Raw genomic sequence first — 24,150 nt, forward strand, 5'->3', positions numbered from 1 at the left:
CGCATCCCTGAACCAGCCCACACCAAGGGCACGACCCTGCTGCGTCCTCCGGCATATAGGCGAGCGCAACCAGGATTGCGGGCCTTTCCATGACAGTCGACATCGCGCGCCAAGGTGACCTTGCGATTGTCACCATCGACAATCCACCAGTAAATGCGACGTCGCAGGCTGTCAGGCAGGTGCTGAGTGATGCTGTTCGACAAACCTCGTCCGACCCGGATGTGCGTGCCGTCGTGTTGCGCTGTGCCGGAAGGACCTTCGTTGCTGGTGGGGACGTCACGGAATTTGACAAACCCCCGGTCCCGCCACACTTGCCCGACGTCATCGCCGCGATCGAGGATGCGGACAAGCCATGGATCGCGGCGCTGCATGGCTCGGTTCTTGGCGGCGGGTTGGAACTTGCCATGGGGTGTCACGCACGCATCGGCGCCCCGGCGACGAAACTGGGCCTGCCGGAAGTCTCGCTTGGTCTGATCCCGGGTGCAGGAGGCACCGTGCGCTTGCCGCGCCTTGTTGAGGCAGACCTGGCCTTGGACATGGTCGCAACCGGAAAGCCAATTTCGGCAGAACGCGCGCTAAAGGCGGGCTTGATCGACCGGATTGCCGAGGGCGACCTTCTGGACGCAGCGAAAGAGCTCGCCCGCCGCACGACGGCACCACGACGCACGCTTTCGCGTCCTGCCCGGCCGCCGAAAGATCCAAATGCGTTTGCGGCAGAAGCGGCCACACTGCGCGCCAGGGCGCGGGGTCAGAATTCTCCTGTCGCGGCCGTCGCGGCGATCGAACGCGCACTTGAGCTCCCGGCCGACGCAGCACTTGCAGCCGAACGGCAAGACTTTTTGGAGCTGAAGGCAGACCCGCAAAGCAAGGCCCTGCGGCGGATGTTCTTTGCTGAACGGCAGACGCTGAAGGACGACCCGCGCGCGGCAGGCACGGCGCGGCCCCTGGCGCACATCGGCGTCGTCGGTGGCGGTACCATGGGCGCAGGCATCGCTGCCGCGGCGCTATTATCGGGCCTGTCCGTCACGATGGTCGAACGCGACGCAGATGCCCTCGCGGCGGGGCAAGGCCGCGTTGGTGATATTCTCGACGGCAGCCTTAAACGCGGCAAGATCAGCCCCAAGCGCCATGCTGAAATACAGGCTGTCTTTGCCGGATCGGTAGACTATGCCGCGCTTTCTGACGCAGACCTTGTGATCGAAGCTGTGTTCGAGGACATCCAGGTCAAGACAACCGTTTTCAAGGCACTCGACAGCGCCACGCGCCCTGATGCGGTCCTCGCCACGAACACGTCCTATCTGGATGTCGGCCAGATCGCGTCTGCGGTGTCCGATCCATCCCGCGTGATCGGACTGCATTTCTTCTCTCCCGCGCACATCATGAAGTTGCTGGAGCTGGTCGTCCCTGACAGGGCGTCCCCTGACGCGGTGGCGACCGGTGCTGCCTTGGGCAAGCGTTTGGGCAAGATCACCGTTTTGTCGGGCGTCTGCGACGGCTTCATCGGCAACCGGATCATGTCGGCCTACCGACGAGAGGCGGATTACATGATCGAAGACGGGGCCTTGCCCGCGGACGTGGACAAGGCGATGCGCGACTTTGGATTTCCGATAGGCGTGTTCGAGATGCAGGATCTCGCCGGGCTCGACATCGCGTGGGCCATGCGCAAACGGCGGGCTGCGACCCGCGACCCGAATGAGCGATACATCGAGATTGCGGACCGGTTGTGCGAACAGGGTCGTCTCGGGCGAAAGACCGGCAAGGGTTGGTATCGGTATTCGGGCAAAACAGCCGAGGTTGATCCGGAGGTCACGGCCCTCATCGAAGCGGAATCGGCACGCAAGGGCATCGTGCGAAAGCCGCTTTCCGACGACGCCATCATGGCCCGCATTCTGACGGTTATGCAGACCGAGGGACGCGCGATCCTTTCGGAGGGGATTGCCGCGAAAAGCAGTGACATCGATGTGGTGATGGTCAATGGTTACGGGTTCCCGCGATGGCGGGGCGGGCCGATGTTCATGGCCGGGGAGATGTGAGCGATATGCCGAAGCGCGACTGGGACGATGCCTTCGCCAACATGGCGCATGTTGAGGGGTCGGAGAAACTGCCCACCTTCTGGGCCGATCGCGCCGCAGCCTATCGCGCAAGCGGTGTCCGGGTGGACGAAGATATCCGCTACGGGCCTGCCGAACGCGAGCTGATGGACATCGTGTGGCCGGATGGTGCGCCAAAGGGCCTCGCCGTGTTCGTTCACGGGGGCTTCTGGATCCGCATGGACAAGTCTCACTGGACCGATCTGGCAGAAGGTGCGCGTGCCAACGGGTGGGCGGTGGCCTTGCCACAATACACGCTCGCCCCGGAGGCCCGCATTTCACAGATGACACGCCAAGTGGCCAGCGCGATTGCCCTGGCGGCGGACAAGGTCGATGGTCCGATCCGACTGGCTGGGCATTCGGCGGGTGGGCACCTCGTGTCGCGCATGGTGTGCGTTGACAGTCCTTTGCTGACGCCAGTGCTGGACCGGGTTGAGCACGTTCTGTCTCTGTCCGGCCTGCACGATTTGCGCCCGCTGATGTGGACCGCGATGAACGATCTTCTGAAGCTCGACGAGGAAGAGGCCTGCGCCGAAAGCGCGGCCCTGCTGCGCCCGCATGAACGCGCCAACGTTACCGCTTGGGTCGGGGGTGGCGAACGGCCTGAATTCATCCGCCAGACAAAGCTGCTTGCGATGATTTGGGACGGGCTCGATGTGCCGATCCGCGAAGTGATTGAAGGCGATCATAATCACTTCACGGTGCTGGAGAGTTTGAAAGACGCCAACAGCCCGTTAACCCGCGCCTTCGTCGGGCTGAATGGTTAGACGGAGTGAATGCATGTCAGTCGTTCCGCAGCGAAGCGACACCTGTTTGAATAGCTTTACGCCTGAAATTTAAGAGATAAACTGAACAAAAACGACAACAGGGAAGGGGAAAGAATGACGGAGATGTCACCCGGGATCGTCCAGTCGCATACCGGCATGGATGCGATTGAATGGAACATCCTCGGGCAAACCTATGTCCCGAAGGCGAAGACAGATGACTGTTTTTCGTGGCACGCGACCCTGCCACCAGGAACTTTTGTACCGCCCCATATTCACCCGGATCAGGACGAATACCTCTATATTCTCGAAGGTCGGTTCGACTTTCTGCTCAATGGCGTCGAAGCATTTGGCGAGCCGGGCGATCTGATCAAGCTGCCCAAGGGCATCCCGCACGGGATCTTCAACAAGTCCGACCAGGCGATCAAAACGCTATTCTGGGTCACGCCGACCGGACCACTCTACGAATTGTTCTGGGCGCTTCACAACCTCGGGCCAGAGCCCGACCCTGCAGAGGTGGTGGCGATCTCCGCGGCCCATTCCGTTGATTTCCTGCCCCCCGGCAAGTCGAAATAAGCGATGAAGCGGGTTGTCATAGCAGGTGCAGGTATCGGTGGTCTGACCACCGCCTTGATGCTGCACCAGCGTGGCATTGAGGCCGTCGTTGTCGAACAGGCGGCGCAGGTGCGCGAGGTGGGTGTTGGGATCAACACGCTGCCCCATTCGATTGCGGAGCTGGCAAATCTCGATCTTCTGGACCGGCTGGATCAGGTTGGCTTGCGGACGCGCGAACTGCGCTATCTCAATCGCGCCGGAAAAGAGGTTTGGCGGGAATTGCGCGGCCTTCACGCAGGTCACGACCACCCTCAGTTTTCCATCCACCGCGGCAGGCTTCAGAAGCTGTTGTTCGACGCGGTTGTCGAACGGCTCGGCCCCGCGGCGGTGATCACCGGACACGCGCTGCGTGGGTTCGTGCAGGACGAAAAAGGCGTGACCGCCCACTTTGTCGATACGAAGGACGGGATCGGTTCGCTGCAACTGCGCTCCGAAGTGCTGGTCTGTGCGGACGGCATTCACAGCGCCGGGCGGCGCGCGTTTTATCCCGGTGAAGGCGCGCCAAGCTGGCCCGGCGTCGTCATGTGGCGCGGCGCAACCGAATGGCCCGTCTGGGAAGACGGAGAGACGATGGCGATTGCAGGCGGTTTGGCAGGCAAATTCGTCCTCTACCCGATTTCACCTGTGAACGACGGCAAACAGTTGATGAACTGGGTCGTCAACGTCCGGATCAAGGACCCGAAAGTGTCGCCGCCACCGCGCGAAAGCTGGTCCAAGCGGGCCTCCCTTGCGACCGTTTTGCCTTATGCAAAGCGCTTCACCATTCCGGGCATGGACATCGAAGCGCTGGTGCGAGCGACGGATGCAATCTTTGAATATCCGATGGCAGACCGCGACCCGCTGCCGCGCTGGACCTTCGGGCGCGTCACGCTTCTCGGCGATGCGGCACACCCCATGTATCCCGTCGGTTCGAATGGCGCGGCGCAGGCCATACTGGACGCGCGATCCTTTGCGGATAATTTCGCACGTGCATCCCATCCGAGAGAGGCGCTCTATCGCTACGAACGCGACCGCCGCCCCAAAACGGCAGACATCGTGCGCCAGAACCGCATCGGTGGCCCGGAACGCGTGATCGACGAGGTCGAAAGACTGGCCCCCGAAGGATTTGACGACGTGAATGACGTGCTAAGCCATGGCGACCGCGAGGCCATCGTTCGGGGCTATGCGAAACTGGCCGGCTTTGCGACGCAACGGCGACGATGACAGATCAAGACGCGCTGGAAGAACCGGGCGCAAACCACGGTAACAGGTTCAACCAAAAACAAAATTACGACTGGGAGATATGACATGAAACCAACACTGAAAATCGCGACCGGCGCCGCCGTGCTGTCCATGCTGATGGGCACGACTGCGCTCGCTGAAAACCTGAAGATCGGCATGGTCGTCACGCTGTCGGGCCCACCCGCGGCACTTGGTCAGCAGATCGTAGATGGCTTTCAACTGGCCCTGGATGAAAAGGGCGGCATGTTGGGCGGACAGGCGGTCGATCTGATCGTGGAAGACGACGAGTTGAAGCCCGATGTGGCGCTTCTGAAAGCCACCTCGCTCATCGAACGCGAAGAGGTCGACTTCGTCGTCGGCACAGTCTTCTCGAACATGCTGCAAGCGATCTTCAAGCCGATCGTGGAAAGCGAAACTTTCCTGATCAGCCCCAACGCCGGGCCGTCGACCTTTGCGGGCAATAACTGCAATCCGTACTTCTTCGTGACCTCCTATCAGAACAACCAGAACGCCGAAGTCAGCGGCATGGTCGCCAATGAGGAAGGGTTCGAGAACGTCTTCGTCATGGCGCCGAACTATCAGGCGGGGCGCGATAACGTGGAAGGGTTCAACAAGACCTTCGAAGGCACCGTCACCGACGAAGTGTTTACACCGCTAGGCCATCAGGACTTCTCCGCAGAGCTCGCGCGGATGTCGACATCGGGCGCGGATGCGGTCTTCACCTTCATGCCGGGCGGCATGGGCGTGCGCCTTGTCGGACAGTTTGACGGTGCGGGTCTGAAGGACAGCATGAAGTTCATGTCAGTCTTCACAACGGACGAGACCACTCTGCCGGGTCAAAAGGATGCCGCTGTCGGCTTCCTTGCTGCAGGCAACTGGGCGCCCGACATGGACAACGAGGCGAACAATGCCTTCGTGTCCGCGTTTGAGGAAAAATACGGCTATATTCCTGGTGGTTATGCCATGCAGGCCTATGACACCGCCAACCTGATCGACAGCGCTGTGGCGGCGACGGGTGGATCGCTGGAGGACAAGGACGCTGTGCGCGCTGCGTTGAAAGCGGCTGACTTCACGTCCGTCCGCGGCGACTTTTCGTTCAACAACAATCACTACCCGGTGCAGGATTTCCATGCCCTGACCGTGGTGAAGCGGGATGACGGTAAGTTCCACACCTCCTTCGTGCGCACGGTCGTTGAAGATTATGCCGATAGCTTTGCCAGCGAGTGCGGCATGTAACTCTGACAGAGTCCCGGCCATCCCGCCGGGGCTCATCAAGGCCTGACCATGTCTCTCACACTATTTCTGATCTTGTGCCTGAACGGGCTGCAATACGGTCTTTTGCTGTTTTTGATCGCAGCGGGGCTGACGCTCGTGTTCGGGGTGATGGGCTTCATCAACCTCGCGCATGGTGTGCAATACATGGTTGGTGCCTACCTGATCTTTGCCTTCACCGGGCTCACCGGCAGTTTCTGGCTCGCCCTTGTGCTGTCGTTGATCACGGCGCTTCTGATCGGGCTCTTGCTGGAATACGTCGTCTTTCGACATCTCTATTCCCGCTCGCACCTCGATCAGGTGCTGGCGACCTTCGGGATCATCATTTTCCTGAACGAATTGGCCAAGGTGCTGTTTGGTCCGGCGACGCTGTCCATTGATACGCCAGAGCTGTTGTCCGGGTCGATCCAATTGACCGAACAATTGCGCTATCCCGTCTATCGGCTTGTCACCATTGGCGTCGGACTGGTTGTGGCCGTCGGGCTGTTTCTGACGATCAGCTACACGCGGACCGGGATGCTGATCCGCGCCGGGTCCACCACGCCCGAGATGGTGTCGGCTCTGGGTGTGAACGTCAAACAACTGTTCCAGATCGTGTTTGGAGTGGGCGCGATGCTTGCGGGATTTGCGGGTGTCATCGCTGCGCCGATCTTTGCGATTGAACCCGGCATGGGTGACAACATCCTGATCATCGCCTTTGTGGTGATCATCATCGGCGGTGTCGGCTCTATCGGCGGGGCGTTCGTGGCGGCGATCCTCGTTGGGCTGATCGACACGCTAGGCCGGAGCCTCGTGACCGAAGCCCTTGGCCTTGTCTTCAATGCCTCGATGGCGAACCAGATCGGACCGGCACTGGCCTCGATGCTGATCTACATTCTGATGGCAGCGATCCTCGTGTTCCGGCCGAAAGGCCTGTTGCCCGCCAAGGGGGCCACATGATGGACCGCGGAGCACTCATCGGCGGCGTGATCTTTGCGCTGTTGCTGGCGATGCCGGTTCTGTTGCCCATTGTCGGGGCGGAGTACCTGACCGGGTTGCTGATCAAGGCAATGCTCTTGGCGATTGCCGCGATCTCGCTTGATCTCATCATCGGACATGGCGGAATGGTCAGCCTCGGGCATGCGGCCTTCATCGGGGTGGGCGCCTATGCCACGGCCATCGGATTGGAAAGCGGGATCGAGGAAATCTTGGTACTTCTCGCGATCACGCTCGCTGTGACGGGTGGTCTTGCGCTTGTCACGGGCACGCTCGCCCTCCGCACGAGCGGCGTATATTTCCTGATGATCACGCTCGCATTCGGACAGATGATCTATTTCACGCTGACCTCGCTCGCGGCGTATGGCGGCGACGATGGGCTGACACTCTGGTCACTCGCGACGTTTTTCGGCAGCGACATCGTGCAGGAAGGCGAAGGTCTCTACTTCTTCGTGTTCGCAGCCTTGTTCCTCACCTGGCTCGGCGTCTGGCGGATCAGCCAGTCGCGCTTTGGCCGGGTCTTGCGAGCTGCACGGGACAACCCGCAACGGGCTGAGGTCATGGGCTATCCAATCGCACGATACCAGTTGATCGCTTATGTCATCGCCGCCTGTATCGCTGGGGTCTCGGGCTTGCTCCTCGTCCAATATGCCGAGTTTGTCAGCCCTTCCATCGCCGCCTGGCAGCGCTCGGGCGATCTGATTGTGGCAGTTGTGCTGGGCGGGCTGGGGTCGCGCAACGGGGCCATTCTCGGGGCTTTCTTCATCGTCATCATGGAAGAATTCCTCAGTTCCATTTTCCATGAATGGCGTCTGATCTACGGCCCGCTTCTGGTGGTCCTGGTGCTCTACGCCAAGGGCGGTCTGAACGATCTACTTCACCCCAAATCGCGCGAGGCGTCATAGGCGATGCTGGCGATCGAGCATCTCTACAAGAGCTTTGGCGCGCTGCAGGTCAGCAAGGACATCTCGCTGTCCGTCGCGACGGGGCAATGCCATGCGGTGATCGGCCCGAACGGGGCGGGCAAGACGACGCTCATTCACCAGATCTCGGGCGTGTTGCGACAAGACTCGGGGCGTGTGCTGCTGGGCGGGCAGGACGTCTCGCACCTGTCGGTGTGGGAACGGGTGCAGGCCGGGCTGGGCCGCACGTTCCAGATCACTTCGGTCCTGCCGTCCTTTTCGGTACTGGAAAATGTCGCAACGGCCGTGCAGGCGAAAACAGGCTCCAGCCTGAAGTTCTTTGCCCGAGCGGCTGACGAGGCTGCCCTGAATGAAAAAGCACAGGCCACTCTGAGCCGTGTTGGTTTGGGAGACCGCATCGACCGACCTGCGGCGGACTTGTCCCATGGTGAGCTCCGTCTGCTGGAAATCGCCATTGCGCTCGCCGGATCACCGAAGTTCCTTCTGTTGGATGAGCCGATGGCGGGCCTTGGAAAGACCGAAAGCGCGGCGTTGATTGACCTTCTGAACGACCTCAGAAGCGACTTTCCGATGCTTCTGGTGGAGCATGACATGGACGCGGTGTTCCAGTTGGCCGACGAAGTGTCCGTCCTTGTGGAAGGTGAAATCGTCGCCCGTGGCACGCCATCCGAGGTCCGCGAAAACCCGCAGGCCCGCGCGGCGTATCTTGGGGACGGGGCATGAGTCACATCGCGCGGATCGAAAACCTGCATGCCGGATATGGCCGGGCAGAGGTCTTGTTTGGCATCGACATGCAGGTGAGACAAGGCGCGGTGACCACCTTGATGGGGCGCAACGGGATGGGCAAGTCCACCACCATCCGTTGCCTGATGGGTTTGCTCACGCCCCGAGAGGGGTCAATCCATATCTCCGGGAAAGACATGACTGGCGCACCGCCGTTCAAGGTCGCACAAGCCGGGCTTGGGCTTGTGCCCGAAGGGCGGCAAGTGTTCCCGTCGCTCAGCGTGGTTGAAAACCTGCGCGCCACGGCCCGCCCGCGCGCGGATGGCTGGACCGAAGAGCGTATCTTCGAGGCTTTCCCGCGGCTGGCTGAGCGCAAGGGCCACTACGGGTTTCAGCTTTCTGGCGGCGAACAACAAATGCTGGCCATCGGACGCGCGCTGATGACCAATCCTGACCTGCTGGTGCTGGATGAGGCGACCGAGGGACTTGCCCCGCTCATCCGCGAAGAAATCTGGTCCATGCTGGACCGGCTGAAACAGACGGGCCTGTCGATCCTGCTCGTGGACAAGAACCTCGACGAGCTGGCACGGATTTCCGATCAGTATTACGTCATCGAAAAAGGCAAGATCGTCTGGTCCGGCGACGCCGCCGCCTTTGGCGCGGAGCGCACTAAAGTGGAACAGTATCTGCACCTGTAGCGAGGTTGCGGACGAGGGTATCGCGGCCACTTTTCTTTAAGGACGAACGGTTTCAGAAAGCGGCACATGGATGAGACCCTTGGTTTAGCCCATGCGCCGATTCGGCGTCAGGACAAGACCACCGAGAGGCCGCGTGTCGCGGAACGCGGGAGTTGGCAAACGTCGGTAGCACGCTTGTACTCGATTTCGAGCGGAAGAAGCATGAACGCTGGATCGTTCCCTGGTATCGTCTTCCGACCTCACCGCCATTGTGGAGTCGCAACGAATGCCTCCTTCGAGCGCCGCGCCACGGCATCGATCCAGACCGTTCAATGGGAGGATCGGGCCGCTCGCACTTCTTTGCAGACCCAGCATTCTGCGCATTGCTGACTCACATCGAGAGCGCTGTATTTGGTAGAACGGGCTGATCTTGTTGAAAAACTTACGGTTGATCGAAGCATTAGTGGTGGATTCAATTCTTCCGAAGGTCCTGAGATTGAGTGATGATGGATCGGAGGCAGGAGCGCAGGCGGTGTTGTTTCACGAGTTCTCGCCAGAAGACCACGTCTCGCATGATCACTTGGGACGGTCGATTGATCGGTACGTCGAACTCAGCAAATTTCGCCCGCATCTGGTGGATTTCTACAGTTATACTGGCCGTTCCTTGGTCGATCCTGAACCTCTGATAAGAATGCTTTTTATGGATATCGCTTTGGCATCCGATCTGAGCGACGGCTTTGCGAAGAAGTGCATCTGAACCTCGCTTATCGCTGGTTTTGCCGCTTCGATCTCACGGACCGCATCTTGGACCATTCGACATTCTCAAACAACAGGCACGGTCGATTCCGCGAGAGTGACCGCTTGTGCCATGTGTTCGAGATGACCGTTGCCCGCTGCATGGAAGAGGGTTTGGTCGGTGGCCAGGGCTTCGCGGTCGACGCCAGTTTGATCAGTGCCGTTGTTCAGACGCAAAACTCGAGCAATCCCGAGGATTGATCCGCCCACGAGATCGATCCCGCTGACGCGCCGTGCGCGAGCATCTCAACGCTTTGGATGACGAAGCCTTCGGAGCGGCGACCACAGCCAGGCCCAAGTTCACCGCCCACGCCGATCCCGCAAGCCAATGGACGGCAGCCCGGAAAGGCCCTGCTTTTTTTTGCCTATCCCGAGAATTACCTCATCGATACGGACCAAGGTATCATCATGGATGTGGATGCCAGCCGGTCAAACAAGACCGCTGAGGCGTACGCCATGCGCAAGATGCTCGACCGGACCGAAGACTGCTTCGGCCTGAAGCCGGAGTGGATTGCAGCAGATACGGCCTACGGGTCTTCCGACACTCTGGTCTGGCTGGCACTGAAGCGCTAAATCCTCCCCCTCATCCCGGTCTTCGACAAGGGTGAACAGACCGACGGAACCTTCTCGCGCTCCGACTTCACATGGGATGATGAGAACGACCGGTATATCTTCCCGGGCGGCAAAGAGATGCGGCACACCTGGCGCACCTATTCCGATCCAAAGCGGAATGCCCCGAGTTGGCGTTCCCGCAAGTATCGCGCGCGGAAGTCAGATTGCACGGGATGTGCGCTGAAAGCCAAATGCTGTCCGAACACATAGGCTCGCGCTATCCACCTTGAGAAATATGAGGTCGTCCGAAACTTCGTCCGCCAATGCACGGCTTCCGAGTTCAATTCGAAGGCTCAGGCGCGCGGCAAGAAGGTCGAGATGCTCTTTGCCCACTTCAAACATATCCTTTGCCTCGGACGGCTCCGATTACGCGGCCCATGCAGCGTTCAAGACGAATTCATTCTCGCGGCAACCGCCCACAACCTCCGCAAACTGGCGAAGCTCAAGCCAATGGTCCCCGCCACGGGATGAAAGGCGGCTGAGACTTCCAAATCCAAGCGAATTCAAAGCCATAGCTTAAATAGAAGCGCCAAAATCAATGAGCTTTTCAACACAATCTGGGACAAGGTCGCCGTTCGCTACAACGCAGAACTTAGAGCGGCACGAAATCGCGACAGGTCCAGCATGCGTATCCGTCTATGAGTTTAATGCTGACTGGAACAGCGGATATCGGGTTATCTACGATGAAATAATGGGGCCAAACGTGATGGGCATAGTTAGTCCCGAGCCAAATGCTTGTTTCATCGCTCCGCCAAAGCCATCTCTTTTTCCATCTACCAATCGCGGACTTTCAGTACTTCGCGTTGGCTAATGCGGGCCAAGAGATCGTTTTGCATGTCAGAGTTTAACAGATTGCTTGGTCTGTTCGATAGAGCGTGAACTTGCGCTGACCACCCCCAGACACAGTTGCACGGCAGCGACGACCGGATCAATGATGTGGGCCGGACTGGACGGCGAAATCTCAGATGCGATGGCCGTCATGCCACCGCAGCCCAGCACAATGCTTTGATGCGGGTCGGCTTCGAGTAACTGGTCAATTGTGTTCGTTATCCGTGGCAAGCTATGCCCGGCAGAGCTCAATTCAAGCACTGCCACACCCGATGGATGTACCCCGTTGCATCTGTCCCAAAGGCCCATATTTCGGATGTTCTCCGCGATCACGGGCACCGACACGACCAAGGTTGTGACGACACTGAACCGGCTGGCTGCAAGGCTTCCAGCTATACAGCCCGCTTCGCCAAGCCCGATGACGGGGACTGTGCCGCGTGCCCGCAACTCGCGTAGGCCCGTATCATCGAAACATCCGACAATAATCCCATCCGCACCTTGTGAGCGGGCCGTTTCGAAAAGACCAAACAAACCCGAAAGACAATCCTCGGCATCTTTGGGCCCTTGAATGGCGGCAGGTCCAAGACTGTTTGTAAGCCCTTCCACCTTTGCCAACCCACCCACCGACAATTGTGCTGAAGCGACCATCTCATCGGTCATGCTTTGTGTCGCGTTTGGGTTCAGGATGCTGATCCTGATCGGTTCCCGGCTCAATTGCCTGCCCCCATCCTGTCTTTGCGCGCAGCCTCGCGTTTCGCATGGACGCATCGCGCCCAGCGGTTTTCACCATCAGACCAGAGCGGAACAGGGCTGACCAAGCAGAGGTCTTCCGCGACGGCGCAGCGCGGCGCAAAGGCGCAGCCTTCGGGCAAGGCATTCAGCGGGGGCGGCGCTCCCGGAACCGCATCAAGTCGCGTGCCGGGCACCGCGCCAACAAGGTTGGCGGCCAGTAGACCCTTTGAATAGGGGTGGCGCGCGTCACGGATCACATCCTTTACCGAGCCTGTCTCAACGAAACTACCGGCGTACATAACAGCAAGACGGTCCGAAACCTCTACCGCGACGCCGATGTCATGCGTTACAAAGATCACGCCCATACCCATCTCTTGCTGCAATTCACGCAACAAAAGCAGGATCTGGATCTGAACCGTTGCATCAAGCGCGGTGGTCGGTTCATCAGCCAGCAACAATTTCGGCCGACATGCGAGCGCAAGGGCGATCATCGCGCGTTGTCGCATACCACCTGACATCTCGTGCGGGTAATTTTCCAGCCGCTGCTTGGCAGAAGGGATGCGCACCAGCTCCAGCATTTCGAGGGCTCGTGCCATGGCATCCTGTTTGGATGCGCCTTCGTGGCGGATGACGGATTCAGCAATCTGCTGTCCGATGGTGTAGACAGGATCGAGGGCCAGCGATGGGTCTTGAAAGATCATTGAAACGATGCCGCCGCGATGATCCGCGAGTCCCCGACCGGTCAAGCTCAGAACGTCTTGTCCGTCGATCTCGACCGTGCCGGTGATGGTTGCCTTTCGCTCTGGCAAAAGGCGAAGCAGTGTCTTGAGCGTGACGCTCTTGCCCGATCCGCTTTCTCCAAGGATGCCCAGCACCTCGCCCGGTGCCAGATCGAAACTAACAGAGTTCACGGCGTGAACCGGCGGTGTGCCCGCGAACCGAACCGAAAGGTCGCGGACACGGATCAGCGACATATCCGACTGTGAGAAACCCGATGTCATGCCACATGCTCCTTGACGCTGTTGAGGTGGCACGCGGCGACATGGCTTCTGCCGACCGTGTAGGAGGGCGGGATCTGGGTCGAACAGGGTCCAAAGGCGCGCGCGCAGCGCGTATGAAACCGGCACCCCGAAGGCGGGTCGATTGGGTTGGGCGGATCACCTGCAAGAGGGGCTTCCATCGTGCGCTGATCCGGATCGAGCGACGGCATCGCTGCCAAAAGCGCCTCCGTATAGGGGTGACAAGGTGCGCCATAGAGGCTTTCTGCCGGACCGATCTCGGCCACTTCGCCCAGATACATGACCATGACCCGGTCCGAGATATGGCGTACGACGTTCAAGTCGTGACTGATAAACACATAGGTCAGACCGCGTTCGCGCCGGAGGTCCATTAAAAGATTCAGGACCTGCGCTTCGACTGACTTGTCTAGCGCCGAGACCGCCTCGTCCAAGACGATGACCTGCGGATCGAATGCAAGTGCGCGTGCGATGTTCACTCGCTGGCGTTGCCCGCCAGACAATTCATGGGCATAGCGCCCACCAAAGCGGGCCGGGTCCAAACCAACACGATCCAACAGGTCTTGTGCCTTGCGGATCGCGTCAGATTGAGAGACGCCATGCACGGTCGGCCCAAAGGCCACAGCGTCAATCATTGTCATGCGCGGGTTGAGAGAGGCGAAACTGTCCTGAAACACCATCTGGACCTTGCTGCGAAATGCCTTGAGTGGCAGTTCCGGCCCCACCACTTTGCCTTCGTAGCGGACACTTCCCGAGTCAGGCTTGAGCAACTGCACCAAAAGCCGGGCAGTGGTGGATTTTCCGCAACCGCTTTCACCGACAACACCCAGCGTTTCCCCGGGAGCCAGTTCGAAACTCACGTCATCGACCGCACGCACCACCTTGCGTGCCGCGCCAAAGCCACCGGCATTGAAATGCTTGACGAGGCTGTGGGCGGACAGGATCGGCGTGCTCATTGCTTTACGTCCATGGCGGATCTCAGCCCGTCGCTGAGCATGTTGAACGAGATCGAGGTGAGAAAGATCATCACGCCCGGCAGTGCTGCCAGCCAGGGCTGGACATAGATCGCATTGCGCAATGTGTTGAGCATCAAACCCCACTCCGCGTTCGGCGGGCTGACGCCTAGGCCTAAAAAAGACAGACCAGCGGCGAGGATCATCGACACGGAAATGAGGCTGGTGGCATAGACGAAGATCGGCCCCAGCACATTGCCCAGAACATGTTGGCGCACGATTTGAAAACTGGATGCGCCACTGGCTTGTGCCGCCTCGATATATTCCAGCTTGCGGACCGAGGTCGTGACGCTTTCTGCCACGCGTGCAATCGGCGGGATGAACACAACAGTCAGCGAGAGCAACCCGTTCAAGATGCCCGCGCCCAGAGCACCCGAAATCGCGATTGCCAACAGAACAGATGGAAATGCATAGAGCACATCCAGTGTGCGCATCGTGATCGTGTTGACCCAACCTCCGAGATAGCCTGCGGCAATCCCGATGGCAGAGCCGATGGCAAATGCGATGAGTACGGGTACGACGCCCATAAAAAGAGACAGGCGCGCTCCATAGATCAGACGGCTAAGCATGTCGCGACCCAATTCATCGGCGCCTAGCGGGTAACCTTCGGTGCCGATGGGCGAGAGGCGCTTGATCATACTCCCGTCCAGTGGATCGGCCGGCGCGATCCAGGGTGCAAATATCGCCATAAGAACCAATCCCGCGGCGACCAGCCCTGCGCAAACCGCCACCTTGTCGCGCAAGAAGCGGGTCCAGACTGATCGCCAGTAGCCATGAGACCTCTCGATCTTGGCTAATTCTGTAATGTTTGCAGCGGTATCAGGCATTCTCAGCCCCTCTGCAAACGTGGATCAAGCGAGGTCTGCGCCACGTCTACCAACAGGTTGAGGATCACGAAGAACATCGCCAGCACGAGGATCGTGCCTTGCAAGAGCGGCAGATCACGTTGAAAGATGGCTTGCCCCAGAAGGAAACCCGTACCCGGCCATGAAAACACCGTCTCGATCAGGATCGACCCACCCAGCAGATAGCCCAGTTGCAGCCCCATCACCGCAAGGGCGGTGGGGGCCGCGTTCTTGATCACATGTGCCAGCACGCCGCGATCGAGAAGCCCCTTTGCACGCAAGCCCGAAACGAATTCCTGTTGAAGGATGTCCGCCACCAGCGCACGAACCGTTCGGGCGACGATACCCATCGGGATGACAGACATCGTGACGGCCGGAAGGATGAGGTATTGCATGTGCTCCCAATCCCAGACCCATTGGCTTGATCCGCCAGGACCTGCTCCCGTCGCGGGCAGCCAGCGCAGCTCGACCGAGAAAATAATGACCATCACCATCCCCAGCCAATAGTGCGGCACAGAGACACCGATCACTGAGATCGCCGTGGCCAGCTTGTCGATCCAACTGTCACGGAAATAACCCGCGACAAAGCCGAAGAGCCCGCCCAAAACAAAGCCAATGATGGTTGCGGTGATCGCAAGGATCAGGGTGTTGCCAACAGCGTTGAACACTTCGGACGCCACAGGCCGTCCGGTGGCGATCGAATTGCCAAGATCGCCTTGTAGAGCCAGCCCGAGCCACCGCAAAAACTGTTCGGGGTACGAGCGGTCGAAGCCGTAGATGGCCATCATCTGTTCCTGCAATTCGACCGAGGCATCCGGTGGGAGGATTGAGACCAGAGGATCGCCGGGCGAAATGTGGACGAGGGCAAAGCATACCAGCGAAACGCCCAGCATGATGGGTAAGGTATAAAGCACTCTGCGCAAGACGAAGGAAAGCATGAGTCTGATGGCCTGTGAGAAAAAGGGACCGTCCTGACACCAGGGCGATCCCGTGGGTGTTACGCGTTACTCGTCGATGGTCATTGGAGCGATGTCGATAAACCAGTTCTTGGGCTGCGTGACGTTGCCGACTTTGGCCGACATTGCGCGCGGACCCACGTCGTGAGCGATCCAGACGAACGGCGCTTCTTCGACGATGCGGGTGTGCAAGCGCGCGAGCGCCGCGTCACGATCCGCATCTGCAAACGATGTGCGCGCTTCGGCGATCAAAGCGTCGAATTCGTCGTTCCCGAACAGGCCCCAATTGTTGGACACAGGCGGAAAAGTTTCCGTCGACACAAAGCGTACCATGGCAAAGAACGGGTCCATCGTCGCGAAAGACACGTTGATCGCATTGGCACCGCGCGCGCTTTCGTCCGCCGCGCCCTTGCGCCAGTTGGTGAAGACGGTATTCCACTCGAGCACGTCCAGTTCGACGTCAAAGAAGCAATCCGCAAGCGACTGCTGCACATATTCGTTCATCGTGACCGGCTGCATCTGACCTGATCCAGAGGCAGAGGTCTGGACTTTCACCTGTATCGGGTTGTCGGCCGAGAAGCCCGCTTCGGTCATCAGGGCACGCGCCGCATCAGGATCGTAGCGGATATCGAATGACGGGTTGCCCCACCACGGGTGCCCCGGCTCAACCGATCCCTTCGGAATACCCATGTAACCGCCGAGCAGCACTTGGAGCTCCTCGCGGTTCACACACAGGTTGGCTGCGTGACGCACGCGCTTGTCGAGCCAGGGCGAACCTTCGTGGAAAGACAGCTGCCACGGCCAGACGTGCGGCTGAGGGTTGGCATAGATGACGTTTCCTTCGGCCTGAATGCGCGGGATTGCGTCGGGTGCAGGCGCTTCGATCCAGTCGACCTGACCGGACAGAAGGGCGGCAGTGCGCGCGTTTGCGTCCGGCAGCGGGACAAGAACAACCCGGTCGATGGTCGGCGTGCGGGCCGGATCCCAATAGTCTTCGTTCTTGACCATTTCGAAGCGTTCACGCGGCACAAACAGATCGCCTTCGAACGGGCCGGTGCCCGACGGATCAAACGCAAACGCTGTCCACGCCGCAGCCGCGCGTTCCTTGGGGTCTGTGATCGAGGCATCAACAGCATCGTAGAGCGACTGCCAATGCGTCGGCGAGGCCATGAAAAGCATGGTCATGTTCAGCGGCAGAAAACTGTCAGGCTGCGTCGTGGTCAGTTCAACAGTCAGATCGTCAATGGCGCGGGCAGAGGCCAATGTCGGCATACGCGATTTGGTGGCGCCCACTTGATCCGGGGCGAAGTGCGGCGCGTTTTCATCCAGTACCTTCTGTACGTTCCACACAACCGCATCGGCATTGAAAGGCGAGCCGTCATGGAAAGTAACACCTTCGCGCAGGGTGAATGTCCATTTGGTGGTGTCGTCTGGGTTCACTTGCCAAGACGTGGCCAGTCCCGGAACAATCCCGCTGGCTTCGGTTTCTGATGAGAGATCCCAATGGGTCAGCGCGTCATACATCGGGATGCCGGTAAAACGGTTCCCTTCAAAGCCTTGGTCGGGTTGACCCGATGTGCGCGGGATATCCGCTGCGGTCATACCAATTGTTAACGTTTTTTCTGCCCAGACGGGACCAGCAGCGAGCATTGCGGTCAGCAATGTGATCGCCGTGGATCGGTAAAGCGTTTTCTTAGCCATCTTCATCACTCCAGTTGCTTGTCGCGGGTCAGGCCTTTCCAGGCAGCGCAACCCTCGTCGTGACACTATGGTTTCGAAGATCTTCGTCGATATGTGTGCTCAATTATGTATACAATTAAAACACTCTATGTCGACAATCGCCAAAATTTTGATCTTTACTGGCTCATGGAGCCCGATTTGTTTGCATGACGGGCATAAGTCTCGTAGTACGAATGTTCATTCGGGACATAGGACCCCCGTTGTTCACAAGTCTCTCATAGGAATTGTACTCAATCGTCGAGCCGTCAAACATGAGTATCACGCACAAGAAAACAGAGTTCCCGCAGAGCACTAGAGCGGATGTACTGCAAAACCCGGTATTCGTCGGCATCGAACAGGCAATTCTCGAACAGCGCATACCTCCAGGCATGCGGCTTGCGGAGAACGACCTTGGAGACGTCTACGGCGTCTCGCGCACAATCGTCCGGGCGGGTCTTCAGGCCTTGTCACAGGCACATCTCGTAACACTGCGCCCCAACAGAGGTGCAAGCGTTGCAAATCCCAGCCCAAGGGAAGCCCGTGAAGTTTTCGAAGCGCGTGAATTGCTGGAACCGCGTTCGGCACGCGAAGCCGCGTTGAATGCCAAGCCCAAGGACATTGCAGACCTGCGCCTACACGCCCTCGCCGAGCACGAGGCCATGCAAGAGAATGCGTCCGGTCGGGCGTTGCGCTTGTCGGGCCTCTTCCACGTAAAGATTGCAGAGATTGCAAATCAAAAAACAATTGCTGAGTTTATTGAAAGCCTCGTCTCAAGGTCGTCTCTGATCATCGCCCTGTATTGGACCAAATCGAGCACACGCTGTGACGAAGGCTGTCACAACGCACTGATTGATGCCATTGAACGCCATGATGCCGATGAGGCGGAAGACTTGATGCGCAGTCACCTTGTAGACATTCACTCCGCGTTGAGTTTCGGCGTTGCGGACAAAGAGCACAAGACCCTGAAAGATATGCTGGGAATTGATTTAAGTAATTGATTTATATTGAAATTACTAACCGAAAAATGCTTTAGGATTCCAGCGCGATGTTTATTCCTATTTGGATGGCTCGCTTTCGTATCAGCGAGTGAATAGCGCCAGATGCATCAGAAAGATGGTCGCGAGAGCGAGCGAAGTCAGGTTAGAGTTCTATATGGCCGCCTGCGTCGCATGGCTTCTTCCATTTTTCGGAACGGATTCGCGCTTTGCGGGGTTGTGAGGGACCGCGCCACCGGGTTCCTTTTCTGACGTCAAGACAAGAGCCGCAGATGCCTGCTTTTTTAGACGATGCTCCAGTAATGCAGCGGCGCCGCGCATGTCCGCTTTCAGTCGTTTTTGCGTTCGACTTCAACCTGACGGCGTTTACGGACGAGTGGACAGGAAGGCGGGCGGTCTGCCTGTCTTCGCGCGTAAGTCAGCGAGAAGATTTGGCTACAATGATTAAATGGTGCCCCCACACGGACTCGAACCGCGGACCTACTGATTACAAATCAGTTGCTCTACCAGCTGAGCTATAGGGGCTCCGAGGCGCTGATTACTGGCAGTTGGAGCACGGTGCAAGAGGCAAATGGCGGATTTTTTAGCAGGGGCGGGATTGCCGTGTGATGATGGTTTTCAACAAAAATCGCGGCTCTATACTCCGGCGCATCGACAAGAACAAAAGAGCCAGATGCAGGTAGTCCTTCACACCGGTGTTCACGAAACGGACGGCGACCGTCTTCTCAAGACGTTGCTGCGCAACCGCGACGGGCTGCGTCCCAAGGGTGTGTCGGTGCCCGGGCCTGGGAAGTACCGCAAGCTGATCTCGGAGATGCTCAACGCGCTGAACGGTGCTGCGCCCGCGCCCGGCGCGCGCGACGTTCTGGTGGACAGCATTCTCGACGAGGATGCCGACCACGTGGACCGGTTGATCCTGTCGCACGAAAACCTGTTTTCCGTCCCCAAAATCGCATTTCAGGGCGGCGTGATCTACCGTAAAGCTGAACAGCGGCTGCAGGCGGTACGGGACGTTTTCGAGGGCGATGAGCTCGAGCTCTACATGGCCGTGCGCAATCCGGCGACGCTATTGCCCGCGCTGCTTGCCGCGACCCCGCACGATACGATGGATGCACTCCTGTTTGGGCTGGATCCGCTGCAGTTCCGCTGGACGGACCTTCTGTCACGGATCATCGAGGCGCTGCCGGGCGTGCCGATCACCGTGTGGTGCGACGAGGACAGCCCGCTCATCTGGGGAGAGCTGATCCGTGATCTGGCGGGAGTAGAGCCGACGTTTCCGACCATCGGGGCCTATTCCCGGCTGGCCGAGATCATGGACAAAGAGGGCATGACGCGTTTCCGCACCTATCTCGAAGAGCGGTCGGACCTGACGGAAATCCAAATCCGCCGGGCGATGGTGGCGTTTCTCGACAAATACGTGGACGAATCCAAAGTGGAGCACGAACTCGACATCCCTGGGTGGGACGACGCCTTTGTTCAGGAGATGTCGGAACGATACGAGGAAGACGTCTTTACCCTTGGCCGCTTGCCGGGTGTAACGATGATGACGCCTTGAGGTGTGTCGCTGTGACGTAAGGGTCCGAGGGTTGATAGTTCATCCATCAGCATCCGGCGCACGCGCTGATGCGTGGCTTTTAAGTCAACGCATACCCAAGGCTTCTTTGTACATGTCGAGCACGGCTTCTTCTTCGGCGATGTCGTCGGGTTCGCGTTTGCGCAGCGCGATGACTTTGCGCATGACCTTGGTGTCGTAGCCGCGGGCCTTGGCTTCGGCCATCACCTCTTTCTGCTGGTCGGCGATGTCTTTCTTTTCCGCTTCCAACCGTTCGAAGCGTTCGATGAATTGGCGCAGTTCGTCTGCGGTGACGCGGTAGTTGGCTTCGATTGCGCTGTCGTCCATCGGGGGCTCCTCACTGTGGTGCGGGTGTCGTAGCGGGGGCGGCGTGGGCCTTCAAGGGCTTGTCGCTCGGACAGTGATCAATTACGCCCGCCGGGAGCGCGGTTTTCAGGAGCACATGCCAATGGATATTCTGATCTGGTCAGGCGCGACGCTGTCTTTCCTGGGATTGTGCGGTCTGGTCTATTGCATCGTGCGCGTCGCGAAGGCCCGGAAGTCGGGTATGAGCGACGATGATCTGCGGGATGAAGTAAAACAGGTGATGCCAATCAATCTTGGCGCGCTCTTTGTCTCGGTCTTTGGGCTGATGCTTGTAATCCTTGGTATCTTCTTCAGCTAGGCCCTCAGAATCGCGGCTTTCTTGCGGTCTGCGTCAGAGCTGATCGAAGCTTTTGCCGTTCTTGATCAAGTCCTCGAACAGAGGATCGGGCGTCCAGAACGCGGTGTCCCTGTCGGCGATGGCAGTCATCTCGCGTGAGATGTGCAAGAGGCCTTCGGCGCTTGCCGCATGCAGAACACCGCCTTTCCAACGCGGGATCAGGCCGGTGAGGATCGACACGAGATCGGCATCGCTTGCTTGGGAGATCGCGTTCTCGCGCAGGGCGCGGGCGGCTTCATTGGCCATCGCTCCGATGAGCAGGGGGGCGATCCGGGTGGGCTGACCGTCCGGCTCGGGCGGGCGGGCCTTGTTCAAGAGCGCGATGACGGCATCATCGGGTTGCCTGCGTCCGCTTTCGTCATAGCGATAGGCGCCGTGGCCCTGACCGGGACCGTGCCGACCTGCTTCGACAAGCACATGGGCCCAGTTGGTGCACCCCTCGGCCCGGTCGTTGCGTGACACGGCCAAAAGCCCCGAAGCGTCGGCGAGTTCGTATGGGGGGGTCGCCATGCCCCACGCGCGCATAGCGTCGTCAATCTGATAAGGCGACCAGCCGAGATCGACGAGCCGGTCCGACGCCCGCCAGAGCGCTTCGGTCAGACGGTCGAACAGGCTCGGGCCGTCGGAGTGTTGAACGACTGCCAGGAGGTTCATGTCCTTGGCGAGACCCAGAGCCTTCTTGAGGTCATCGTCGGCGCCGTCTGGCCCTAGGATGATTTCTGCGAGACGCGTCGCCGTTGCGGCCGGGCCAAGGCGGAACGAAAGACGCGGTTCCCGCCCGGGGATGGCCTGCGCCACCAAAAGCCCTTGCGGCACCGCAACACCGCGCTGACCACGGGCGGCCCGAAGGGCGATATCCACATCGACAAGCATCTCGTGGGGTGGACCGTGCCGGAGCGCCGCTTGGCATTGCTTGAGTTTGCCGAGGCCCATGCGGCCCCTTTGCACTTTCTCCATGAGCCGTGCGTTGAGTTGCACGGTGCTTTCCCGCCGTTGCGCGTCGTTCTTGATGGCCCAGTTGACCTTCAGCCCCTGTTCAAGCGCGAGTTGGGCAAACTGGATGGCAAGCGTTCCGCCGCCCAATATCGCCACCCTGCCCATTTTTGGAATGTCCGAGCGGCGGATCGTGTTGCGCGCGGTTTGCTCGATATGAAATGCATGCGCCATGGCGCGGGCTTGCGGGGTTTCCAGACAGTCTTCATAGGCAGCGCCCTCGAAAGCGAGACCCGCGTCCATGGGCAGAACAAGTGCGGCTTCCAGCGCGGACAAGATGTGTCTCGGCGCGGTTTCGTGCGAGGTCGACAGGCGGTCGCGCGTTTGAGTGAGCGCGCTTTGATAGGCTTGGGGATTCGCAAATCCGGTACGGATGTTGGAGGTTTTGCGAGGGGGGACCGTGTGGGGTTGGGCTGTTTCGATGAAAGCTGAGATCGCCTGGAAGGTGTCGCCCTCGAAGACCTGATCCACCAACTGCACGAGCGGTTGTGTCGCAAGAGGTAGAAGATGGCCCTCGATGAGAAGCTCCACGCTTGGCGCGGCTCCGACAAGCCGGGGAAGACGTTGCGTCGCGCCGGCGTTCGGGATCAGACCCAGCCGAACCTGCGGGAAACCCATGCGGGCGTCCTTGTGTGCGAGCCGGTAATGGCAGGCGAGGGCAAGCTCTGCGCCTCCGCCGACGATCACGCCGCGCAGGACAGCGATCACTGGTTTGCCGAACCCTTCGATGCGGGTGCAGAGTGTTGCCAGACGGTTGTCCGTGTCGTCGCCATCGGCGAGCGGGTCGGTGAGGCCGGACGGGAATGCCCCACCTTTGCCAGACAAGACCACTGTGTTGACCGCCTCCTCGTCTTCCACGCGGGTCAAGGCCGCGTCGATTTGTTCGAGAACCGTTTTCGAAAGGCGCGCGGATGGTCCGGCATTGATCGCGACATGCGCGATGCCGCTCTCGACGACAATGTCGGCTTGCGTGCTCATCTTCTGCTCCGATGGCCTCTTGGCAGGTTATCTGCCCAAGCTTTTGCGCGCATTAGAGGTGAAATCGGGCGATCTGGCAAGAATCGCGGATCAGTCTTCCCGCGCGTGCATCATTCGCGCGACATCCAGCATGCGGGCTGAAAACCCCCATTCGTTGTCATACCAGCCAAAGATGCGGAGTTGGTCGCCGGTTGCCAGCGTCTCGTGCGGCGCGATGACAAGCGATTCTGTCCGGGCGCGCAGATCGACGGACACGCAGGGGTCTTCCACAACGCCGATAACGGCATTGGTCTCGGCGATCTCTCTCAGTGCGCCGGCCGGGTCGTCTGGCGGGTGGGTCAGTCGGACGACAAGGTCTACGGCAGAGACGCTGATAGCAGGAACGCGAACGGCAGCACCGGTGACGCGACCCGCCAGGTCAGGCAAAACCCGGTCGATCAGCTTTGCCGCGCTTGTCGTTGTCGGCACCATGCTGACCGCACCGGCACGGTTCCTGGCAAGGTCGGGACCGCGCGGGGCATCCACCATGGGCTGGCTGCCGGTGTAGCAATGGATCGTTGTCATGTGCCCCTGGATCATACCAAAGCGCGTGTCGAGGTCGCGCAGAAGCGGGGCTAGAGCATTGGTGGTGCAGGACGCGTTGGACACGATCCGCGCCGCGCCCATCCGGTCATCGTTTGCGCCAAGGACGATGGTTTCGTCGGCGACATTGGAGGGACCCGAGATCAGGACGGACCGCGCGCCTGCCCGAAGTGCCGCCGTCGCGGTGCCGCGGGATTTCAGCGCGCCAGTGCAATCCATGACAAGATCGACACCTTTGAGCGGCAAGTCCGGCAAGGCCACGCCAGTCAAAAGCGGGATATGCCGTCCACCAGCGTGCAGCGCGCCATCCGTGAATGTCGCGCCGCCGGGTAGCGAGCCGAAGACACTGTCGTATTTGAAAAGATAGGCACAGGTCTCGGGGCTTGCGATGTCATTGATCACAACGACCTCGATATCGTGATGCGCCGGATCAGTGAGGATCTGGCGCAGGATCACCCGACCGATGCGGCCGAAACCGTGAATGACAATCCGCATGCCGGTCCCCCAGAAACGCCCTCGTGCGTCGCGGGTTGCATTTCAATCTCGAATT

Annotated in this window: 21 protein-coding genes, 1 tRNA gene and 1 pseudogene; 13 read left to right on the forward strand and 10 right to left on the reverse strand. The window is 59.5% G+C overall.

All coding sequences use genetic code 11. The features are described 5' to 3' along the window. The first annotated feature begins 89 nt into the window (after positions 1-89). The 10 genes and pseudogenes from BUA42_RS04215 to BUA42_RS20820 all read left to right on the forward strand — a co-directional run bounded on the left by BUA42_RS04215 (position 90) and on the right by BUA42_RS20820 (position 11,138). Positions 90-2,033: a 3-hydroxyacyl-CoA dehydrogenase NAD-binding domain-containing protein gene (locus BUA42_RS04215; RefSeq protein WP_072776410.1), complete on the forward strand. Its 1,944-nt coding sequence runs from the start codon at positions 90-92 to the stop codon at positions 2,031-2,033. Between the two features lie 5 nt (positions 2,034-2,038). Next, on the forward strand, positions 2,039-2,857 hold the full coding sequence (locus tag BUA42_RS04220) for an alpha/beta hydrolase (protein WP_072776411.1): 819 nt from the start codon (positions 2,039-2,041) through the stop codon (positions 2,855-2,857). A gap of 114 nt (positions 2,858-2,971) precedes the next feature. Then, on the forward strand, positions 2,972-3,430 hold the full coding sequence (locus tag BUA42_RS04225) for a cupin domain-containing protein (RefSeq protein WP_072776412.1): 459 nt from the start codon (positions 2,972-2,974) through the stop codon (positions 3,428-3,430). A gap of 3 nt (positions 3,431-3,433) precedes the next feature. Continuing rightward, complete coding sequence (locus tag BUA42_RS04230; protein WP_072776413.1) at positions 3,434-4,672, forward strand: flavin-dependent oxidoreductase; 1,239 nt, start codon at positions 3,434-3,436, stop codon at positions 4,670-4,672. An 84-nt stretch (positions 4,673-4,756) separates the two neighbouring features. Further along, positions 4,757-5,926, forward strand: a complete 1,170-nt coding sequence (locus BUA42_RS04235; RefSeq protein WP_072776414.1) for an ABC transporter substrate-binding protein — start codon at positions 4,757-4,759, stop codon at positions 5,924-5,926. A 48-nt stretch (positions 5,927-5,974) separates the two neighbouring features. Further along, a complete protein-coding gene (locus tag BUA42_RS04240) occupies positions 5,975-6,901 on the forward strand; it encodes a branched-chain amino acid ABC transporter permease (protein WP_072776415.1) in 927 nt (308 codons plus the stop codon). Next, complete coding sequence (locus tag BUA42_RS04245; RefSeq protein WP_072776416.1) at positions 6,901-7,842, forward strand: branched-chain amino acid ABC transporter permease; 942 nt, start codon at positions 6,901-6,903, stop codon at positions 7,840-7,842. Before BUA42_RS04240 ends, BUA42_RS04245 begins: the two co-directional genes overlap by 1 nt. A gap of 3 nt (positions 7,843-7,845) precedes the next feature. Continuing rightward, on the forward strand, positions 7,846-8,583 hold the full coding sequence (locus BUA42_RS04250) for an ABC transporter ATP-binding protein (RefSeq protein ID WP_072776417.1): 738 nt from the start codon (positions 7,846-7,848) through the stop codon (positions 8,581-8,583). Then, positions 8,580-9,281: an ABC transporter ATP-binding protein gene (locus tag BUA42_RS04255; RefSeq protein WP_072776418.1), complete on the forward strand. Its 702-nt coding sequence runs from the start codon at positions 8,580-8,582 to the stop codon at positions 9,279-9,281. The genes BUA42_RS04250 and BUA42_RS04255 overlap by 4 nt, the downstream gene beginning before the upstream one ends. A 475-nt stretch (positions 9,282-9,756) precedes the next feature. Beyond that, positions 9,757-11,138 (forward strand): annotated as a pseudogene (locus tag BUA42_RS20820) (transposase). Between the two features lie 366 nt (positions 11,139-11,504). On the opposite strand, the gene BUA42_RS04270 reads toward BUA42_RS20820, so the two are convergent. From BUA42_RS04270 to BUA42_RS04295, 6 genes are all read right to left on the reverse strand, one after another. Then, positions 11,505-12,209 (reverse strand): aspartate/glutamate racemase family protein, encoded by a 705-nt coding sequence (locus BUA42_RS04270; RefSeq protein WP_425435019.1) that lies wholly within the window; start codon positions 12,207-12,209, stop codon positions 11,505-11,507. Continuing rightward, positions 12,206-13,228, reverse strand: a complete 1,023-nt coding sequence (locus BUA42_RS04275; protein WP_218588610.1) for an ABC transporter ATP-binding protein — start codon at positions 13,226-13,228, stop codon at positions 12,206-12,208. The genes BUA42_RS04270 and BUA42_RS04275 overlap by 4 nt, the downstream gene beginning before the upstream one ends. Next, on the reverse strand, positions 13,225-14,199 hold the full coding sequence (locus BUA42_RS04280; protein WP_072776419.1) for an ABC transporter ATP-binding protein: 975 nt from the start codon (positions 14,197-14,199) through the stop codon (positions 13,225-13,227). The genes BUA42_RS04275 and BUA42_RS04280 overlap by 4 nt, the downstream gene beginning before the upstream one ends. After that, entirely contained in the window at positions 14,196-15,083 is an 888-nt protein-coding gene (locus tag BUA42_RS04285) for an ABC transporter permease (protein WP_072776420.1), read from the reverse strand. The genes BUA42_RS04280 and BUA42_RS04285 overlap by 4 nt, the downstream gene beginning before the upstream one ends. 2 nt (positions 15,084-15,085) lie before the next feature. After that, positions 15,086-16,039 (reverse strand): ABC transporter permease, encoded by a 954-nt coding sequence (locus tag BUA42_RS04290; RefSeq protein WP_072776421.1) that lies wholly within the window; start codon positions 16,037-16,039, stop codon positions 15,086-15,088. A gap of 66 nt (positions 16,040-16,105) precedes the next feature. Beyond that, a complete protein-coding gene (locus tag BUA42_RS04295; protein ID WP_072776737.1) occupies positions 16,106-17,758 on the reverse strand; it encodes an ABC transporter substrate-binding protein in 1,653 nt (550 codons plus the stop codon). Positions 17,759-18,021: 263 nt separating this feature from the next. Between BUA42_RS04295 and BUA42_RS04300 the strand changes: the two genes are divergently transcribed. Then, positions 18,022-18,774, forward strand: a complete 753-nt coding sequence (locus tag BUA42_RS04300) for a GntR family transcriptional regulator (RefSeq protein ID WP_245818953.1) — start codon at positions 18,022-18,024, stop codon at positions 18,772-18,774. Between the two features lie 446 nt (positions 18,775-19,220). Here the strand turns inward: BUA42_RS04300 and BUA42_RS04305 are convergent. Further along, positions 19,221-19,296 (reverse strand) — tRNA-Thr (locus BUA42_RS04305). Positions 19,297-19,444: 148 nt separating this feature from the next. Here BUA42_RS04305 and BUA42_RS04310 point away from each other — a divergent pair. Then, on the forward strand, positions 19,445-20,326 hold the full coding sequence (locus tag BUA42_RS04310) for a hypothetical protein (RefSeq protein ID WP_072776738.1): 882 nt from the start codon (positions 19,445-19,447) through the stop codon (positions 20,324-20,326). A gap of 84 nt (positions 20,327-20,410) precedes the next feature. On the opposite strand, the gene BUA42_RS04315 is transcribed toward BUA42_RS04310, so the two are convergent. Beyond that, positions 20,411-20,671: a DUF2312 domain-containing protein gene (locus BUA42_RS04315; RefSeq protein WP_072776423.1), complete on the reverse strand. Its 261-nt coding sequence runs from the start codon at positions 20,669-20,671 to the stop codon at positions 20,411-20,413. A 121-nt stretch (positions 20,672-20,792) separates the two neighbouring features. Here BUA42_RS04315 and BUA42_RS04320 point away from each other — a divergent pair, with 121 nt between their 5' ends. Then, the gene (locus BUA42_RS04320) at positions 20,793-21,008 is read left to right on the forward strand and encodes a hypothetical protein (RefSeq protein ID WP_072776424.1); all 216 of its coding nucleotides are present in this window, start codon (positions 20,793-20,795) and stop codon (positions 21,006-21,008) included. A 33-nt stretch (positions 21,009-21,041) separates the two neighbouring features. Here BUA42_RS04320 and BUA42_RS04325 read toward each other — a convergent pair whose 3' ends face one another. Then, positions 21,042-23,018: an enoyl-CoA hydratase-related protein gene (locus tag BUA42_RS04325; protein WP_072776425.1), complete on the reverse strand. Its 1,977-nt coding sequence runs from the start codon at positions 23,016-23,018 to the stop codon at positions 21,042-21,044. A 90-nt stretch (positions 23,019-23,108) separates the two neighbouring features. Then, positions 23,109-24,095 carry a type I glyceraldehyde-3-phosphate dehydrogenase gene (locus BUA42_RS04330; RefSeq protein WP_072776426.1) on the reverse strand — a complete coding sequence of 329 codons (987 nt, stop codon included), beginning with the start codon at positions 24,093-24,095 and terminating at the stop codon, positions 23,109-23,111. Positions 24,096-24,150 lie beyond the last annotated feature (55 nt).

The sequence above is a fragment of the Marivita hallyeonensis genome, assembly GCF_900129875.1.
Lineage (GTDB): Bacteria > Pseudomonadota > Alphaproteobacteria > Rhodobacterales > Rhodobacteraceae > Marivita > Marivita hallyeonensis.

Bases quoted from the DNA above. Each gene is read 5' to 3' on its own strand.
- BUA42_RS04315 (WP_072776423.1), bottom strand. From the start codon at position 20,671: ATGGACGACAGCGCAATCGAAGCCAACTACCGCGTCACCGCAGACGAA.
- BUA42_RS04250 (WP_072776417.1), top strand. From the start codon at position 7,846: ATGCTGGCGATCGAGCATCTCTACAAGAGCTTTGGCGCGCTGCAGGTC.
- BUA42_RS04220 (WP_072776411.1), top strand. From the start codon at position 2,039: ATGCCGAAGCGCGACTGGGACGATGCCTTCGCCAACATGGCGCATGTT.
- BUA42_RS04255 (WP_072776418.1), top strand. From the start codon at position 8,580: ATGAGTCACATCGCGCGGATCGAAAACCTGCATGCCGGATATGGCCGG.
- BUA42_RS04235 (WP_072776414.1), top strand. From the start codon at position 4,757: ATGAAACCAACACTGAAAATCGCGACCGGCGCCGCCGTGCTGTCCATG.
- BUA42_RS04275 (WP_218588610.1), bottom strand. From the start codon at position 13,228: ATGACATCGGGTTTCTCACAGTCGGATATGTCGCTGATCCGTGTCCGC.
- BUA42_RS04320 (WP_072776424.1), top strand. From the start codon at position 20,793: ATGGATATTCTGATCTGGTCAGGCGCGACGCTGTCTTTCCTGGGATTG.
- BUA42_RS04325 (WP_072776425.1), bottom strand. From the start codon at position 23,018: ATGAGCACGCAAGCCGACATTGTCGTCGAGAGCGGCATCGCGCATGTC.
- BUA42_RS04310 (WP_072776738.1), top strand. From the start codon at position 19,445: ATGCAGGTAGTCCTTCACACCGGTGTTCACGAAACGGACGGCGACCGT.
- BUA42_RS04240 (WP_072776415.1), top strand. From the start codon at position 5,975: ATGTCTCTCACACTATTTCTGATCTTGTGCCTGAACGGGCTGCAATAC.
- BUA42_RS04290 (WP_072776421.1), bottom strand. From the start codon at position 16,039: ATGCTTTCCTTCGTCTTGCGCAGAGTGCTTTATACCTTACCCATCATG.
- BUA42_RS04245 (WP_072776416.1), top strand. From the start codon at position 6,901: ATGGACCGCGGAGCACTCATCGGCGGCGTGATCTTTGCGCTGTTGCTG.
- BUA42_RS04285 (WP_072776420.1), bottom strand. From the start codon at position 15,083: ATGCCTGATACCGCTGCAAACATTACAGAATTAGCCAAGATCGAGAGG.
- BUA42_RS04225 (WP_072776412.1), top strand. From the start codon at position 2,972: ATGACGGAGATGTCACCCGGGATCGTCCAGTCGCATACCGGCATGGAT.
- BUA42_RS04280 (WP_072776419.1), bottom strand. From the start codon at position 14,199: ATGAGCACGCCGATCCTGTCCGCCCACAGCCTCGTCAAGCATTTCAAT.
- BUA42_RS04330 (WP_072776426.1), bottom strand. From the start codon at position 24,095: ATGCGGATTGTCATTCACGGTTTCGGCCGCATCGGTCGGGTGATCCTG.
- BUA42_RS04215 (WP_072776410.1), top strand. From the start codon at position 90: ATGACAGTCGACATCGCGCGCCAAGGTGACCTTGCGATTGTCACCATC.
- BUA42_RS04295 (WP_072776737.1), bottom strand. From the start codon at position 17,758: ATGGCTAAGAAAACGCTTTACCGATCCACGGCGATCACATTGCTGACC.
- BUA42_RS04230 (WP_072776413.1), top strand. From the start codon at position 3,434: ATGAAGCGGGTTGTCATAGCAGGTGCAGGTATCGGTGGTCTGACCACC.